The organism is Melioribacteraceae bacterium (genome assembly GCA_035362835.1).
GTDB lineage: Bacteria > Bacteroidota > Ignavibacteria > Ignavibacteriales > Melioribacteraceae > DSXH01.
Genome location: DAOSDY010000002.1, coordinates 19451 through 36000, shown reverse-complemented (window position 1 = coordinate 36000; position 16550 = coordinate 19451). Strand labels below are relative to the sequence as shown.

General features: G+C 38.4%; 16 protein-coding genes. All 16 read right to left on the bottom strand.

The features are described 5' to 3' along the window. Positions 1–18 precede the first annotated feature (18 nt). The 16 genes from accB to PLZ15_07160 all read right to left on the bottom strand — a co-directional run bounded on the left by accB (position 19) and on the right by PLZ15_07160 (position 16512). Positions 19–486 carry an acetyl-CoA carboxylase biotin carboxyl carrier protein gene (gene accB, locus PLZ15_07235; protein ID HOI29542.1) on the bottom strand — a complete coding sequence of 156 codons (468 nt, stop codon included), beginning with the start codon at positions 484–486 and terminating at the stop codon, positions 19–21. Between the two features lie 12 nt (positions 487–498). Next, positions 499–1065, bottom strand: coding sequence for an elongation factor P (gene efp / locus PLZ15_07230; GenBank protein HOI29541.1), 567 nt, complete (start codon positions 1063–1065; stop codon positions 499–501). Between the two features lie 72 nt (positions 1066–1137). Then, a complete protein-coding gene (locus PLZ15_07225) occupies positions 1138–1827 on the bottom strand; it encodes a hypothetical protein (GenBank protein ID HOI29540.1) in 690 nt (229 codons plus the stop codon). A 52-nt stretch (positions 1828–1879) separates the two neighbouring features. Next, on the bottom strand, positions 1880–2929 hold the full coding sequence (locus PLZ15_07220; GenBank protein HOI29539.1) for a PHP domain-containing protein: 1050 nt from the start codon (positions 2927–2929) through the stop codon (positions 1880–1882). Positions 2930–2983: 54 nt separating this feature from the next. After that, positions 2984–3286 carry an antibiotic biosynthesis monooxygenase gene (locus tag PLZ15_07215; protein ID HOI29538.1) on the bottom strand — a complete coding sequence of 101 codons (303 nt, stop codon included), beginning with the start codon at positions 3284–3286 and terminating at the stop codon, positions 2984–2986. A 12-nt stretch (positions 3287–3298) separates the two neighbouring features. Then, positions 3299–4153 (bottom strand): diaminopimelate epimerase, encoded by an 855-nt coding sequence (dapF, locus tag PLZ15_07210; protein ID HOI29537.1) that lies wholly within the window; start codon positions 4151–4153, stop codon positions 3299–3301. A gap of 352 nt (positions 4154–4505) precedes the next feature. Further along, positions 4506–5435: a hypothetical protein gene (locus PLZ15_07205; protein ID HOI29536.1), complete on the bottom strand. Its 930-nt coding sequence runs from the start codon at positions 5433–5435 to the stop codon at positions 4506–4508. 1 nt (position 5436) lies between these two features. Beyond that, on the bottom strand, positions 5437–6333 hold the full coding sequence (locus PLZ15_07200; protein ID HOI29535.1) for a hypothetical protein: 897 nt from the start codon (positions 6331–6333) through the stop codon (positions 5437–5439). A gap of 25 nt (positions 6334–6358) precedes the next feature. After that, positions 6359–7291: a hypothetical protein gene (locus PLZ15_07195; GenBank protein HOI29534.1), complete on the bottom strand. Its 933-nt coding sequence runs from the start codon at positions 7289–7291 to the stop codon at positions 6359–6361. 25 nt (positions 7292–7316) lie between these two features. Then, positions 7317–9086 (bottom strand): ankyrin repeat domain-containing protein, encoded by a 1770-nt coding sequence (locus PLZ15_07190; protein HOI29533.1) that lies wholly within the window; start codon positions 9084–9086, stop codon positions 7317–7319. A gap of 36 nt (positions 9087–9122) precedes the next feature. Beyond that, positions 9123–10760: an ankyrin repeat domain-containing protein gene (locus PLZ15_07185; protein ID HOI29532.1), complete on the bottom strand. Its 1638-nt coding sequence runs from the start codon at positions 10758–10760 to the stop codon at positions 9123–9125. Positions 10761–10896: 136 nt separating this feature from the next. Next, entirely contained in the window at positions 10897–12246 is a 1350-nt protein-coding gene (locus PLZ15_07180) for a hypothetical protein (GenBank protein HOI29531.1), read from the bottom strand. A 29-nt stretch (positions 12247–12275) separates the two neighbouring features. Further along, positions 12276–14132 (bottom strand): ankyrin repeat domain-containing protein, encoded by a 1857-nt coding sequence (locus PLZ15_07175; GenBank protein ID HOI29530.1) that lies wholly within the window; start codon positions 14130–14132, stop codon positions 12276–12278. Positions 14133–14146: 14 nt separating this feature from the next. Continuing rightward, positions 14147–15079 carry a hypothetical protein gene (locus tag PLZ15_07170; GenBank protein ID HOI29529.1) on the bottom strand — a complete coding sequence of 311 codons (933 nt, stop codon included), beginning with the start codon at positions 15077–15079 and terminating at the stop codon, positions 14147–14149. An 18-nt stretch (positions 15080–15097) separates the two neighbouring features. Continuing rightward, positions 15098–15988: an MBL fold metallo-hydrolase gene (locus PLZ15_07165; GenBank protein HOI29528.1), complete on the bottom strand. Its 891-nt coding sequence runs from the start codon at positions 15986–15988 to the stop codon at positions 15098–15100. Positions 15989–16326: 338 nt separating this feature from the next. Next, positions 16327–16512, bottom strand: coding sequence for a hypothetical protein (locus tag PLZ15_07160; GenBank protein ID HOI29527.1), 186 nt, complete (start codon positions 16510–16512; stop codon positions 16327–16329). Positions 16513–16550: the final 38 nt, after the last annotated feature.

Below are 16550 nucleotides of genomic sequence, written 5' to 3'. Positions count from 1 at the left end.
CTCAAAAGTTGGATATCACTAGGTTCTTTCAATAAGGAACAAGGGCTGATTATATTCGACCGGAGTGGCATTCTCAACAAGGATCTTAACAATTCTGCCGCTCATGTCGCATTCAATCTCATTCATCAATTTCATAGCCTCAACAATACAGAGGACAGTGCCGGGCGAGACAACGTCGCCAACCTGAACATAAGGATCGGCATCCGGAGCGGGAGCCCTGTAGAAGGTACCTACAATCGGCGATTTAACCTCATGTAAATTCGATTTAGATTCAACCGCAGTTGAAGCGGGGGCAGGTTCAGACGGCTGCGGCAGAGAAGGAGAAACCGGACGGGAATATTCAACAACCGGCTGAAGATTTACATGAGAAGAACCTTTTGAGTTTTTGGAAATTTTTACTTTAAGATCACCTTCCTGAACAGTAAATTCGGTGACTTCGCTTTGCTCAACCATTTTGATGAGCTTTTTAAGTAGGTTTATATCCATGCTCTTCTGAAATTAGTTTTTAACTCGTTCGACGTAGACACCGGTTCTGGTATCCACTTTTAATAAATCTCCTTCATTGACAAAAAGAGGAACACTTATCTGGGCACCGGTTTCGAGCCGTGCCGGTTTTAGAACGTTTGTTGCGGTATCCCCTTTATATCCCGGTTCGGTTTCAACTACTTTTAGATTAACAAACATCGGGATTTCGGCCGAAATAATTTTTTCCGTATCGTCGTAGATAATCTGAATTTCGTCCCCTTCTTTCAGATAGATCTGTCCATCGCCCAGTACTTCAGCGGGAACATTGATCTGGTCGAAAGTTTCATTATCCATAAGGACAAAAAATTCAGCGTCTTTATATAGGTACTGGTATTTTCTTCTTTCAATTTGAATAACGTCGAGGGACTCACCGGAGCGGAAAGTATTATCGAGCACTTTACCGGTTTTCATATTTTTAAGAGTAGTTCTAACGAAAGCGCCTCCCTTACCGGGTTTTACGTGCTGGAACTCAGTGACGAGGAAAGGTTCGTTCTTGAATCTGATTATTAATCCATTTCTTAAATCGGAAGTATCTGCCATTAATTCAAATTCCTATCATATTAATAATAATGTAGACGGCAATAAAACATATACCGGAAAATTACTTTTTAATTAACCATTCAGCTGAATAAGATACCGTTCAATTTCCTGAACAACAGGAGAGGTTTTATATTTTTCTTTAATCTCTTTGAATATAGATTCGGCTTCTGCCTTATTACCAAGTTTAATAAAATTGATTCCCGCTTTAAGAAGATACTCGGCATTGGAAGGATTAGTTTCGGAATTCTGAGCTGCTTTTTTGTAAAGGTTTGCAGCTTCTTTATAATCCTCTTTAGTTTCGTAATAAGCAGCTTCGCCGGCTTGCGCGGTCGATTTGAATATAGTGTTCGATCCGCTGTAGTCGCTGTAGTAATTGTAAGCTTCTTCCCATTTATTAAGGAATGTATATGCATGAGCTAGATAGATTTTAGCAACTTCACCGTTTTCGGTACTACCAAAATCATCAACAATAGTCTTCAGACCGGCAATATTTGAAGAAGGCTGCCCGTCTACGGCTTCCTGATACTGACCCGCTTCGAATACCGGAATAATTTTGGAGAGCTGAGCGGCAGCGGTTAAATTATCATTCGATTTTTTATTCGAGAAAAGAATAACCGCAACAACAACAAGTGCAATGGCACCAAGACCAATTAAAATTTTAGCCTGGTTTTCTACAAAGTAATTATAAGCGCTGTAGTAGGAGGTAACCAGTTTATCCTCTTTCATTTCTTTCTTAGAAATTCTTTTTTTCTTAGTTAACACAATAACCTCTTTTGGATTTTCCTCTAAAATTAGGGGCGAAATTTAGTAAATATTACAGTCCAATTCTAATATGATTTGAAAAAATCCAGGCGTTTCCGTTCAGGTGCATTTCCACCCTGTAAGCGCCTTTTTCCTTTACCTGATATTCCATGTCAAATCCGTCGGTAGTAGAAACTGTCTCCCCGTTTTTAATCAATCTGATAGTAGCGCTCGTATCCGGCAGAATAACTCTTAATTTCAGTTTACCGGAAAGAGGAGGAGCATCCCCCATCTGATAAATTCTGGATCCGTCCTCCGCAAAAAAGCGGAATCCGGTTGCGTCGCCGTGATAGTAATTAGAGAAATAGCATCTGCCGTTTTTTAACGCACTATAGACTTCCTTTTTAGCTCTTAAAAAATCATCGGGATTATCCGAAGGTTCCAATTTGCTATCGACCAGAAGGTGGGTTCTAATCGATTTGAAAAGAACTTTGTAAGGGAAAACCTCAACTTCGAAAAAGCCGAGCAGGTTGATTTTATGAGCGTGCGCGTCCACACCGCCGATACCGACGACTCTTCTAGTCTGATTCAATTGATCCCATACACGTAACGTTTCTGCCGGCGGAGTAATAATTGATCTTAACGGATGAATGAAATAGTTATACTTATTCTGTTCGGTAAGTCCTTCCATCCATTCGGACATATGGTTCCAGATTTCCATGCCGGTGAAATCCTCTGTATCCCATTCAATCCATGGATAAGGGGGATGTTCTTTCATAGAGTTTCTTACTTCATGCGGGTGAGCAAGAAATCCGAGTCCGCCGCTCTCTTTAACAAGCCGGGTATATTCTTTTGCTGGCAGTCGTGTGGAATAAGCTTCATTTACATTGAGAGCAAGGAGGTGGTTCTTATTTTCCTTATCATTTATTTCGCAGCCGACAAGGAGAAGAGTTTTGCCGTGCCATCCTTCGTACCCTTCGTGAAGTGCACGCAGAGTATTATGATCGGTCAAGATGATATAATCGAGGCCGGCTTCGTTAGCAAAGCCGGTAATCTCCTTAATTTCACCAGAACCATCTGAAAAGAGGGAATGGATGTGAATAGCGCCGACTAATTCGTACATTTTACACCGTCGTAAATGGGCGGGATAATATTTCGAATATTAGCGAACAGATATTCAGTTATTTACCTCGAGCGAAGTTGTATATTGAGTTGTCTGCTCTTTTATCATATCAGAAAGTTTTGTCATAAGGATATCAATTCTTTCGTCCTGATTATCGTCAAAATTCTCGAATGCCTCTTCGGATTTAAACAGATAGATTTCCTCAAAATTATTCGGTTTATTTTTCTGTTCATAAACGGAATAGCTTTCCAATCCATCGGCTTTAATGATATTTTTCAACTCTCTTATAACATCAAGGTATTCCTGTCTTCTTTCCGGAAAGACATGGTAACGAATCGAAAAAATTACTCTACTCATTTATCTCCTCAATTAAATTGTAATTTCACCTTTGTACACAATTTTCGCCGGACCGGTTAGTGAAATATTTTTGAATTCATTTCCTAACGGTTCAAACTCCACCTTTAGAAGATCACCGCTTTGCGGGATCAGGTTTACAGGCGGCATAACATTATCATTAAAAAAAGAAATCAGCGCAGATGCTACGGCACCGGTTCCGCAAGAAAGAGTTTCATCTTCAACACCTCTTTCATAACTACGGATCCTTATCAGGTTACCGTCGCGCGCAATAAAATTAACATTAGTACCATCAGGCGCAAAATCTTTAGAAAACCTGATCTCCCTTCCCAACTGAAATACAGGGAAATCCTGAATCGTATAATTATTTGACGCCGGATTTCCGGGATCCCGGAGAACATCAGAAATCTTAATCACTACGTGCGGCGAACCGGTATTAATATAGGACGCGTTTATTAACTGTCCGCCCGCCTTAATTTTAAATCTACTTTTAAAACCAACCGGATTTTTCAGGTAAAACCTGACATTCCCGTCCGGAAAGACCTCTCCTGAATAATCAATTCCATTGGAATTAAAATCAGCGGGCCCTATCGTAGTCCTGCCGGTAATGAAAGCATACTGTAAAGAACATCTGGCACCGTTAGCACAGAGACTTCCTGTTGTGCCGTCCGCATTGTAATAAGTCATACCGAAGCTTTTGCCGGGCGGATCCGAGATAACAATAAGTCCGTCGGCTCCGATACCGTTCCTGCGATCGCAAAACCGGGCAATTAATTGAGAATTTAGGCTAAAATCAGAGTTTAATTTCGAATCGATAAGGATAAAATCGTTCCCTGCGCCGCTCAGTTTTGTGAAGTAAATCTGCCTCATTTCGGTTTCAAATTTAACTTAATATAGTTCTGAAAGCAATGAAAATTATAGATTGGCACGGTTTTTACAAATTAGTAAAGCCTTTAATTTGGCCGATAATATCAAAATTGCGCTTATTTCTTATCAGTTCTGATGTTTTGTAATTTGACTTTTACGAGTGGTTTTGAGCCGGATACTTAACGGGAAAAAAATTCGAGAACCGTGTTAAATTGAATGCGCGTAGAATAAATCTTGGAGTTTGGCTTAATAGCCGGAGAATCAACAAACAATTTTAATCATTATTGATCAGCCAGCAATTGATCGATCCTCGGCAGAATATTTAAAGTTCGGGTAAAAGAGAATTTTCCATTTATTAACGATTAATAGTTCCGGGCGTATAAGGAATATTATTCTGTTTCAGATATTCCTCCAGAGGCTGCAAACCAACTTCTTTTCTCCAGACATTGACCATCGATTCATTTTCGAGTTTATAAAGCTCCATACTTCCGGTTTTTTCATTATAGGAGATATGTGTTCCATACTTTTGAGGTTTATTGTCATTGAATTGGGATCTATCATAAATTGAAGCATATCTTGCCCAGGGGAGTTCGTTCTCTTCGCATATTTTTTTTATTACCGGCAAATATTTTTTCTGAAGTTTGCTATTGGAATGCATAATAACAAGCCAGGCGGTAAATGCAGCCTCTCTACCAACATTTATTATTCTTGGCCAGCCTTTTTTATCAATCCATTCTACAAGTTCTTTCTGGCTTTTTTCCTGGATCATGAATTTCAATTTCCATAATGCTTCAACAACTGAAGATTTGAAACCCAGTTTTCTACCGGCAATTTCAGTCTCAAGAAAATAAGCCTGGTCAAAAGCTCTCAATTTCCAGAGTAATTTTGCGTAATCGATATCTTTAACCGCATTTCTGAATTTAATATTCAGATTTGAGATCAATCTATTTTCAAAATCATTCCATTGTTCACTTTCTCTAGCAGACAGGAAGTCGGGCTCAATCAAAGGTGAAATTGAAGTATCAATATCTACCGCAATATTTAAGTACTTGAAGCAGCTATCAATTTGCTTATTGATAGATAAAAATCGGGCATAGTTATAAATATTAGGCTGATTGCCGGGATTCTGCAGATAGACTTTTCTGCATTCTGCGATGGCTTGAAGAATTTCACCTTCGTTACGCAAGCTATCACTTTTACTCATATTAGCGGCTGCCGCAGTTTGAGAATAAATGACAGCAGCACTATTAAGAATGAAAAAAAATATTCTTATAAAGTTTTTCATATTATTCCTTCGGTTTCAGATCTTCAATAATTTTAGCAGATACCCAGTAGATATCATTATTCCTGTGAAAGAAAAAGTATTTACCATCCGGCGATACATTCGGTATATTCTCTGAGAATGTTTGATTGATAGATTTATCAAATTTTTCAGCTTTCATCCATTTTCCATTTTTATCCTTAAAGCTGATAAATAATTCAGATTTACCCATCCCTTCAGGCTGGGCATCAAATATTAAATAACTTTCATCAGGCGAAATAAACGGATGGGCCCCGCGCAAATAATTTATTTCGTCCGGGAGATATTCCGGTTCCTGGTATTTTCCATCTTTAAATACGGATTTATAAATTCCGAATTTTCTATTAAATCCTGCGGTGAAGTATAAATTATTGTTCATTGATGCAGTTACAAACATAATCCAACCCTTATTAATAGTTTCTGTGAGGTATTTCCCTTCACTCCATCCACTTGGTGTTTTTTCCGAGTACCAGATTTCTCCAACGGAGTTACTGCCAGAAGGCTTTGCCCTATCTGAATTGTAGAATATTTTTTTTCTATCAGGTGAAATGAAGGTTTCGTACTCAATGATATTCTTTGCAAACGATGGTGGCTTGGGAGTTGTCCACTTACCATCTGTGTAAGCAATATACATTATTCGATTCTCGTTACCTTGAATATCCTCTCGGCGGGTAAAGAAAATTTCTTTCCCGTCGGGTGAAAAAGTTATTGCTGCCTCCCATGCACTTGGTGTTGAAATAATACCTGGAGCAAAAATTTCAGGTGTTAACCCTGGCGGTTTCTGTCCCAAATACGGACCGGTGAGTTTTGGAAAATCATTTTCCTGTGCATTAAACAATCCAGTTGAAGCTAGTAACAATCCGGAAAGAATTAGTTTTTTCATTTTAAGATTTCCCATGATATAATTTTTATTCTTTCGGTCTCAATTCTTGAATTATTTTTGATGAGACCCAATAAACCATATGACCTTTACCATTAAAGAAACAGAAAAACAAATATTTGCCATCGGGGGTTATACGAGCTGCCGACATCATAACAATGGGAGATTGAACAGGAGATCCAATTTTTTCAGTTAAGTTTTGTGCTGCAGTCCAGGTTCCATTTGCATTTCTAAAACTGACAAAGAGGTTCATCTGAGGTGGAGCCTTTTCTTTTTCAAGCATTCTAGTGAAAACTAAATATGAATTATCGGGATAAATAAATGGTGAGAATTCAGAAGCACCGGAATTAACTGCTGAAGAAAGTTTTTCAGGTAAAGAGTAATCTCCATTATTGTATTTAGAAAAGAAAATTTCTCCCTTTTTGTCATCGCTCTTGCCACCAAAGTATAGATTATTCTCTGTATCAAAGGAGAATTGCCAATGGAGAGCGGGAATGTTATGACTTAAAAGTTCCGGGTCACTCCATCCTTCACCTTTTCTTTCAACAAAATATATTTTTTCATTTACAGCATTTCCCGATGATCCAATTTCTCCGGAAAGAAAGTAGAGCTTTTTCCCATCATAAGAGTAGAAAGGTTCAGAGTAATTAAAACCCTCCTTTAGATAAAATTCAACGGGCTGTTCCCATCTGCCATTCTGATATTTCATAATATATATTAATTCTTTTCCATTCACCTTGTAATTTGGATTCCAGGCAGCTTCTGAAAAATCAGATGTAAAAACAATATTACCATGAACACCACCGGGGGTGCTTACCAATCCAGATGCAAACAATTCAGGAGCAGCACCAGGTTCTTGCTGGCCTAAATACTTCCCAACTAGTTTAGAGAAATCAATTTGCTGTGCATTATTTACAGTTGCTATAATCAACATTAAGCTAACGATGATTAGTTTTTTCATTGTAAAATTTCCTATGAGATAATTATTATTTAATCGGTCTCAACTCTTCTATGATCTTATTACTCACCCACGAATTATTTCCAAATCCCATGAAAATGTATTCTCCGCTGAATGAATAATTTAGACTCCTTCCAAATTTTTTCTCGATTTCAATACCGTCTGACCAACTGCCATCTTTTTTCTTAAAACTCACAAATGGTTTTCCTTTGTAATAGAGGAGGTACGTACCATCCGGGGAGATATAAGGCGCGCCAATCAACTCACCGGTATTAATATTCTTACCCAGCTTTTCGGGAGGGAGATATTTACCGTTTTTAAACCTGGCGCAAAAAATATCGCGACCGTCCATTGAATAATAGTTCCCCTCTCTATCAAACGAGAAAGTGAAAAACATTTCCGAAGCCGATTCCGGCAAGGGCTGTTCTTTGAAAAGTTTGGGACTGCTCCACCCGTTTTGATTTTTTTCAACATACCAGATTCGTTTTTGATTTTCGGGAGAATTTGATTTATCAACCGGTCTGATAGAGGCAAAAAATAATTTATTGCCGTCATAAGAGAAGACAGGATGATCGTCTCTGTACTCTTTTTCCGAAAAAGGAACTTTTTCAGGATAAGTCCAGACGCCATTTTCCAGTTTTGTCGAAACCAAATACCCAAAAGAATAACCGCCGCCACGTGGATTAATCATCGGATTCCAGAATATTTCGTCACCATCCGGAGAAACGGCTACAGTAGAATGCGGATTATACCGGTGAAAAATAATTCCTGATCCGAATGGTGCAGGTATATTTCCAGGAGGCGCATGTCCAAGGTATTTACCTTCGATAACCGGAAATTCCGGTTCTGAAGTTACCGCATTCAAAGATTTCAAGTAATCGGCTAATTCCGGGTCTTCTCTTTCAACAGCGATATTATATGCCGATTGTCCGAGCATATTTCTGATATTTATACCGGCACCATTTTGAATCAACAATGAAATTATTTCTTTATGTCCCTGTTCAGCGGCCCGATGAATGGGAGCCCATCCATAAATATTCCTATAATTAACATCGAGACCTTTATTGATTAAGAATTCTGTAATTCTTTTGGAGCCTCCACCGGCCGCAGAAAGAATTAACGGTTTTGTATCAGAATTATTAATATCAATCGGGAAACCGAGACTGATCATATTCTCAAATAAATTTTCCAATCCAAACGCTACCGCATTACTGAAAAGCCGCTTCCCTTCATCCTTACCGATTTCCAGGTCGGCTCCTGCCTCAAGAAGAATATTGACTATATCTTCATACGGGCGCCAAGCGGCAAGCTGAATTGGAGACCACCCTGAATTATCCTTCGTATTGATATCGGCACCTAGTTCGATCAAGGTTTTAATTGTTTCAGCATTTCCACCGTCTCTAGAAACGGCGCAGAGGGGTGTTCTGCCCCAGGGATTTTTTAATTCCAGATCTTTCTTGTTGGCTCCATTAGCCAGGAGATAGTTAATTATTTCTTTTTTTCCTGAAGAGGCGGCATAATAGAAAGGAGTTAATCCCATTTTATTTTTAATATCAACTGCCGCCCCGTGCTCGACCAGTAGTTTAATTACGGCGAGGTTTGATTTTTGGGCAGCATAATGTAAAGGAGTTTGCTCATTCGGATCTCTTGCATTAAGAAGATCAGGTTCTTTTTCGATTAATAATTTAACCTTGTTGAGATCGTTGTTCTTAACAGCATCAAATATTTCCTGAGCTTTAATGTTTGTTATTGCAGATAATAAAAAAGCAACAATTACAGCAGAAAATAATTTTTTCATTTTGATCTTTCCTTGGATTTATAAAACCATCTTTTATCACTTAATGCCAATCTTAAATCTATCGCCCGGGTATTCAGCACAAATAAAATTATCCGTTCCGACTTTCTTGCGCTGTAATTGATATTTTATTTTCCGTTCAAGTCCTTCGTGCCCAAAAGCTACGACCGCAAGGGGTTCAAGATTTGCGGCTTCGATGTATGTCTCTCGAATTCCGTGAGCTATTTCGGGACCCAATCCTTCCGGACTTCCAAGAAGCAAAATATCCGGTTGAATTTTTCTCGAAACCAATTCCTTGATAATTTGATTATCCTTTTTAGCAGTTTGATAATTATCGCAAATTCCGGTAAGCCATACTATAGTTAATCCGTCAACTTCAATTATATAACACATATTTCCACCAAAAGAAGAGAGCGAAGTTACGACTGCTCCGTTCACATTTACAGTATTATTTGGTTTAGGGAAGAAAACGTTTTTTATATCCAACACTTCATATTTTCTATCATTGCGCAAGTTAAAAATGAAGGAGATCTCTTTTCCGGCTTTCTGAAAAGAATATAATGGATTTGAGGCTTCAAACGAATATCTTGCTATTTGAGGGTGATAGCTGTGATCGATGCTATAAATCTTTTTATTATACTTGAAAAGATCATCGCTTATATAACCATTTAATATTGATTTATCATCAGCTTCAAATCCAATTTCCGAATAACCTAAAATGAAGAAGGAAGAATTTGTGATTATACCCCACGAACCATTTTGGAGTTTGACAAGCTCCGCACAACCATTTTGGTATTCCATCGAGAACAATTTATCGACAGAAGATGCTGCGGATATTTTATTAGTTTTTCCGCCTTTACTTTGTAATAATTGAACAGTATTCATATTGCCATATTTATAAGCGTAATCAATTGGAGTAAAACCGCTTTCATCTTTTTCATTAACATTCATTCCTTTTTCAATCAACATTGAAACAATTTCAGCATGGCCTTCAATAGCGGCTAAATGAAGCAGTGACCGTTTTTTAAAATTGTCTCTCCAGCTTATATCGGCGCCGTTACTCAATAATAATTCAGCGGATTTTTTATATCCATCTCTTACAGCAATATACAGAGGCGTTCTGTAAAGGAAATCGGGCATGTCAATTTCTGTTCCGGCTTTAATAAGATATTCCATATAGGCGAGATTGTTATTGAACGTTGCAAAATAAAGAGGAGACGTAAGTGCGTTGCATTGAATATTTATAACTGCCCCTTTTTCAATCAAGAATTTAGACATCTCAAAGTTGTTATTAAGAGAAGAATGGATAAGAGGTGTTGCGCCTCCAATTGCCCGTGTATCAATAATTGCTCCATACTTAAGAAGTAGTTCAAATAATTCTGTATCGCTGTTCCAATTTGCATAATGAACCGGAAAGCGCAGATTATTTTCACCGGTATTAACTAACGCTCCTTTCTTTAACAGAATTTCAGCAGCTCTATTGTTTCTCACTAATACTGAGTAGGCAAGCGGAGTTAGTCCCATATTGTTTTTCTGGTTTATAGAGAACGGTTTCGATGCGAGGATATTTTCAATGGCAACAGAGTCATTCATAATAACAGCATCAAAAATATCCTGAGGATGGACCGCCATAGTCATTGCCATTATCAAAGAGCCGATTAATATTATTTTTTTCAATTCTATGTTTCTTTCATTTTTCTTTTAAGTTTTTTGCTTAGTCCGCTCAAGAACCGAAATATTAATTAATAATAATATTTGACTGAAGCGGGAACAATTCCATTTACTTATTGATAATAATTTCATGATTTCTTCATCACAACAAAACATTATAATTGTTATTTATTAATTTGATATCCAGGTACTTCAACTCTAACGTTATGTTTTCAGACTTAAGAATTAATTTCTTCTGGTCTTCCAGAATTTGCGGCAATGTATTAAGACCCTTCAATTCAACTTTAGTTAACCTGTATGAATTGTCGAAAAAGGTTATACATGAGTGATTCATAAATCTAAAACTACCGGAACCATTTTGAGCCGAGAAGATAAGCCGGTGATAAACAGAACCATCAGGCAGAATTACAATTTCAAGAGGCTCAAATATCCTGATGGCGAAAGGGTCTTGATTCGAAATAATGGTAAAAGAATATCCCGGGGAATTCTTGTACCCGTTGATTTCATCATTTGTTTTCTTTCCCCATTCCAAAAGGTCTTTTTCTGCCTTGTTTTTTATCTGCTCTATTTCAGCGGGGGTAAAATTTATTGGGTGCGGTGAAAATTTTGCAATTTCATCACTTAATATTTCTTCAAGAAAGAGATTCTCTTTTTCCTCCAATTTTATTTTCCATTCATCGTTAAGCCTATCAAGTATAAAGGCAATCCACCGACCTTCGACATAACCCAGATCTCTAACACCAGCCGGAGCAATGCCATTGGTGATATTCGATGCATTGAGCGGATCGAGGTCACGGGCTTTTTTCTCAATATAATCTGAGAGCCCTTCAGTCCGCTGCAGTTCTTTCTCATAGATTACATATTGATGACCGAGGATTTCAAGACGTTTTTTTCTATGTTCAAGACCAAGGAGAGCCCAGGCAACCATTTCTGATTCTGAATTAGAGGTTACAGCTCGTTTGAAGGCTTCTTTTTCAATCCGGCGAAGGAATAATGATTCGCTTGACTCCTGCGGATAAAATAAAAGTACACCGTCATTTGCCCGCCAAGTGTTATGCCTTGTCCGCTGGAAAATATGAAACTGTTCATGAATGATAATTCCGGCCAGATCCCTGGCAGAATACTTTTCCTGCGTCCTTCGGGAAAACTGACTAAGCACACTAGTAGCGACCCAAGTTGCACCAAATTTAACAATTGAGTTACCTCTTACCAGGGGATGTTGTCCTTTATAAATAAATACGCCCGGGTTAGTATCAGATTGTAAAAAACCTTCCGGCGGGTTTTCGGCGAAGAAAAGGTATGTATCAGCACTATCATAAATTGCAACGGGAATCTTCTTAATATCAAATCCGGGCCATAACTTTTCTGATGATAACGATGAATGGACTTTGATTACATCAAACACATTTATCGGGATTCCTGAAACTTTGGAATCAGGTAAAAAAGTAAAATAAAAGCACAACAGACATAAACGGCTAAAAATATACTTCATTTGAATCCCCCTTTTTTATTTACCGGATACTACTCTTTCGGTCTAAGCTGATCAATAAATATTGCAGAGACCCATCTATTATCACAGAAAAAATATTTTCCATCCGGAGAAACAATTCCACAATTATAAGCGGGCAATTCAACTTTCTTAGGCTGCAGCCATTCTCCAGTTTTCGATTTGAAGCTTATATAAAGATATGGTCTTTGAAGCACCACTCTGTAAAAAATCAGATACGATTCATCCGGTGCGATGTAAGGCATAGATTCGCCTTCTACGGTATTTATTACAGATCCGAGATTGACAGGTTTTGTGTATTGACCATTCTGAAACCTGGAGTAATAAATATCACTGTTGCCGAAACTTGTCTGATCTGATCCGCTGAAAAACAGCGTACCCGAGTTTGAAACTGAAACCTGCCAATGCAACCCAAGAGCATTGACCTCAGGACCAACCGGATTTGGTTGAGACCATCCTGAAGGAGTTCTTTCAACAAACCAGATATTCTCTTTATTAGAATTGGCCCTTTGAGAATCTACCGGCCTCTTAGAAGTAAAGAATAATTTTTTATTATCAGGAGAAACGAACGGGACATCATCATAAAACATCGCTTCATTTTTTCCACTGAAAGAGACATAATCGGGTTTAGTCCAAAAACCATTTTCAAGTTTAGAGAATAGAATCGAGTAACCATTTCCCCAGTAGAGTTCAGTTCCATCCGGCGATACAGAAACAGTTGAATGGTTCGCATAGACAATTCCAGGTGCAAATTGTTTAAGCTGATTACCGGGCGGAGTCTGGCCAAGATAAGGTCCGGATAGAACAGGAAATTGTTGCGGATCAGAATTTCCCCCAAGTTTAAGAATAAGTGATAATGCCGCTTTATTACCATTTGCTTCAGCAATATTATAAGCAGAGCGTCCATCATTAGTTCTTGCATTGATATCGGCTCCATTCTGTGCCAGATACTCCATCATCTCCAGGGCGTTTGAATTAGAAGCAATGCTGTGGAGTGGTGTTGCACCTGTAATGCTTGCAGAAATATCCAATGGAATATTTTTTGACAGGAGCAGTTTAACAAACTCTAAGGATCCGCTTACAATTGCATTCCGCATAATAGTTTTATTTATTGCCTCATTTGCAAATATCCGATCACCGCATTTATCAAGAATTTTTTTCAGCAAACGAACGTGGCCTTTACTTGCTGTTGAGAAAAGAGTGTATTTTAAATTATCGTCAGTTGTATCCAGATCCGCATTATTGTCCAACAGCAGATTAATCACCCTATCATCACTGTACATTGCGGCATAATTTAAAGGAGTAGCTCCATCTGTCCATGGAGCATTTATATTTGCGCCTCTTCTCACAAAGACCTCAGCGACCTCATAATTACGGGTTGAACGGGTTAAAGCAGCAAGCGGAGTATAGTTTTGTTCATTTCTAATTTCAAGATCGGCGCCTCTATATATTAACAACTCAGCTAATTCTTTCCGGTTACTATATGCCGCTGCATGGAGCGGTGTATTACCTCCCCTCCCTTTAATATTAAGGTTGGCTCCTTTTTCTATCAAAAACTTAGCGACATCATCCTGTTTATTCTCAATTGCCGTATGGAGAGGAGTGCTTTGCATTGTGTTGGTTGCATTTATATCAGCACCCCTTGAAAGCAGAAATTCTGAAATTGGAACTGAACCAATTATTGCCGCACCGTGCAAAGGTGTATTGCCGGTTTTATCTTTTTGATTTACAACTGAAGATTCTTTATCAATAATCTGTTTAACAAGATTCAGATCTTTGTTTTTAACAGCATCGAATATTTCCTGAGCTTTAATGCGTGTTACCGCAGATAATGATAAAGCAATAACCAAGAGAAATAATAATTTTTTCATTTTAATCCCCGCATTTAAAATTGCCCGTTAAAGTGACTGTTCGGTTTTATGAAGAATTTTTTATTAGAGTAATCAAATATCAGGTTAAACCTGCGAAGAAGATTATTGGCTACGACCGCATCGGCTCCTCTTTGTTTGGAACGGACTTCAGCCGGAGCGAAGGCGGCAAAGAGATTCTTTATTTCATACGGGCCTAAAACAACCTTAGATATTTTACCGCGCCTGCCATAAATATCCCCGCTAAGACCCCTCCCCAGATAATATTCCTCCGTTGAAAACGGGAGCGTAAATTTCTGACCGGGTTTCATAAGCAATTCAATTGATTCCGAAGAAGCATAGTCGATATAGCAGTTAAGAGGAACCGGAGTTTCACCTTCAATCGATACTAGAACGTCAATACACGGAATATTCCTTTCATTGAAAGTAACCGGAATTTCAGTCCATGAATTGTCAATTGTTTTACGGCCCGGAGGATATAGAGAAATTGTCATATTATCATAGTCGATCTCCATCAAGTAATGCCCTAATAATGAATATCCGATCACGCCGTCATTCTTAAATCCTTTGTAATGATCACTTGTCAGCACAACAATCCGCTGGTTCTGAAATTCCGTTTTACTTATGATGAAACTCATTGAATCGGAGACAAAAGCCGGCTGAGAATTTCCGGAGCCGGCACCCCCCAGATTTGCCTCCTGAGGATTGATTAATTTAATGGAATCTCTCAATCCCGGATTCATAATTATTAAACCATCCCAGCCCATTCCGCTATCGAGAATAATTCTTAATTCCCTTGAGTCCCCCACTTTTACGGGGAGAATTGTTTTATTGTTGATAAGCTGGAAAGGAATGAGATCTGTTTTCGAATCTGCTGTTCCATTCTGTGCCAGAACAGAGAATGGAGATACGATAATGAAGATGAAAAGAGAAATAATTTTTCCCGGCATTTTTCCCTCAAATCTTTTTCAGTAATTGATAAACGCAATGAGATCATCAACGGATAAAACTTCGCCGTGTCCGGTGATAATCTGCTCTATTCCGGATTTCCTATCCAGCAGCCACTTTTTTACTTTTTCCCACCGTTCAGATTTTTTCACTTTATCAAAATCGAAGTGGGGTCTTCCATAACGCGAGAAGAGATCCCCCGTAAAGAGAAGCTTCAATTCCGGCAGATGTATGATTATGTCACTTTTAGAATGTGCTTCGCCGAAATAGATCAAGCTGAAGGATAAATCGTCCACACTTAAGTTGATTTGATCACTAAAAGTTTTGTGGGGATAAATAATTCCGGAGTGCCGATTGAAATCATCCAGCGCGGATTGATAACGGATCAATTGTTTTTTAGCCTCATCCAGTTCATCTTTATTCAAGCCGGAAGATTTAAGCTGTTTATTGAACTGATCAATAGTCCTTAACAACCCATTCTTTACTTTTTCAGGTTCTTTCCGGTATTCCAGCATTTCGGATTCACAGTTTATGTGGGCAATAATTACAGATTCAGGGAAAGCAGAGTTTCCGCCGGTGTGATCGGGATGAGAATGTGTATTAATCAGGTATACAAAGTTAACGGGTCCGAATTCTTTCCGGATTATTTTCCGGTATTCCTTTGCAAGGGAGGATGATATTCCGGAATCAATTAGAACGATTCCCTTACCGGTTGATACAGCGGTTACCGCATCGTAGCCGAGAGCAACCAGCATTGTTCCGGGATTTAGTCTTTTATAAGTAATAAGCTGGTTTAAGGAGTCAATTCTATTATCTGCGCAGGCAAATGATAGATTGCTGAAGATTAAAAGTAACAAGAGCGGAGCAGCAGAAACTATATGTAGATCAATTCTAAGATCAGGTTTTCTCAATCCTTTCTTCCAAAGAATTGCAAATTTCTAACATATAAGATGCTTTGATGGACCTTTTGTTGCGGTAATTAAAGGAGTATAAATAATTCCATTATTAGATTCTTCGCCGTCCCGATTCTATCGGGACTCCTCAGAATGACAGGCGGTTTGTAATTCTGAATCCCGCAAAGCGGGATGAAGAATCCTCTTTTAAAAGAGAATTAAGAATTGATACTTTTTAGATTCTTCAACCTTTTACCCCGGACTAAATCTCTAAGAATGACGGGTAGTCAATCATCCTGATCAGGACAATGTTAGGTAGCCGCTAAGAAATTATTCGGCAAGTAGTACTAAAAGATTTAATATAGTTTTTTAAAGTAAATAATGGGACTGTAGAAAATTGACGCCATGATTCTTAAAAGACCGATAAACGTCTGAAGAAAACTTTGCTTGTTGAATAGAAATGTAAAACCGACCAGGACAAGAATTGCATCTAATAACGTCCAGGTTAGACTGATCCCGAAAAAGTTCAGATACTCTGCCATAAGCACTGCGTTTTAGTAAGCTGTGTAGCAACAGGAAA

What these genes read in the sequence shown, in the direction of transcription:
- accB (HOI29542.1), bottom strand. Translation starts at nt 486, where the DNA reads ATGGATATAAACCTACTTAAAAAGCTCATCAAAATGGTTGAGCAAAGC.
- efp (HOI29541.1), bottom strand. Translation starts at nt 1,065, where the DNA reads ATGGCAGATACTTCCGATTTAAGAAATGGATTAATAATCAGATTCAAG.
- PLZ15_07220 (HOI29539.1), bottom strand. Translation starts at nt 2,929, where the DNA reads ATGTACGAATTAGTCGGCGCTATTCACATCCATTCCCTCTTTTCAGAT.
- PLZ15_07215 (HOI29538.1), bottom strand. Translation starts at nt 3,286, where the DNA reads ATGAGTAGAGTAATTTTTTCGATTCGTTACCATGTCTTTCCGGAAAGA.
- dapF (HOI29537.1), bottom strand. Translation starts at nt 4,153, where the DNA reads ATGAGGCAGATTTACTTCACAAAACTGAGCGGCGCAGGGAACGATTTT.
- PLZ15_07205 (HOI29536.1), bottom strand. Translation starts at nt 5,435, where the DNA reads ATGAAAAACTTTATAAGAATATTTTTTTTCATTCTTAATAGTGCTGCT.
- PLZ15_07200 (HOI29535.1), bottom strand. Translation starts at nt 6,333, where the DNA reads ATGAAAAAACTAATTCTTTCCGGATTGTTACTAGCTTCAACTGGATTG.
- PLZ15_07195 (HOI29534.1), bottom strand. Translation starts at nt 7,291, where the DNA reads ATGAAAAAACTAATCATCGTTAGCTTAATGTTGATTATAGCAACTGTA.
- PLZ15_07190 (HOI29533.1), bottom strand. Translation starts at nt 9,086, where the DNA reads ATGAAAAAATTATTTTCTGCTGTAATTGTTGCTTTTTTATTATCTGCA.
- PLZ15_07180 (HOI29531.1), bottom strand. Translation starts at nt 12,246, where the DNA reads ATGAAGTATATTTTTAGCCGTTTATGTCTGTTGTGCTTTTATTTTACT.
- PLZ15_07175 (HOI29530.1), bottom strand. Translation starts at nt 14,132, where the DNA reads ATGAAAAAATTATTATTTCTCTTGGTTATTGCTTTATCATTATCTGCG.
- PLZ15_07170 (HOI29529.1), bottom strand. Translation starts at nt 15,079, where the DNA reads ATGCCGGGAAAAATTATTTCTCTTTTCATCTTCATTATCGTATCTCCA.
- PLZ15_07160 (HOI29527.1), bottom strand. Translation starts at nt 16,512, where the DNA reads ATGGCAGAGTATCTGAACTTTTTCGGGATCAGTCTAACCTGGACGTTA.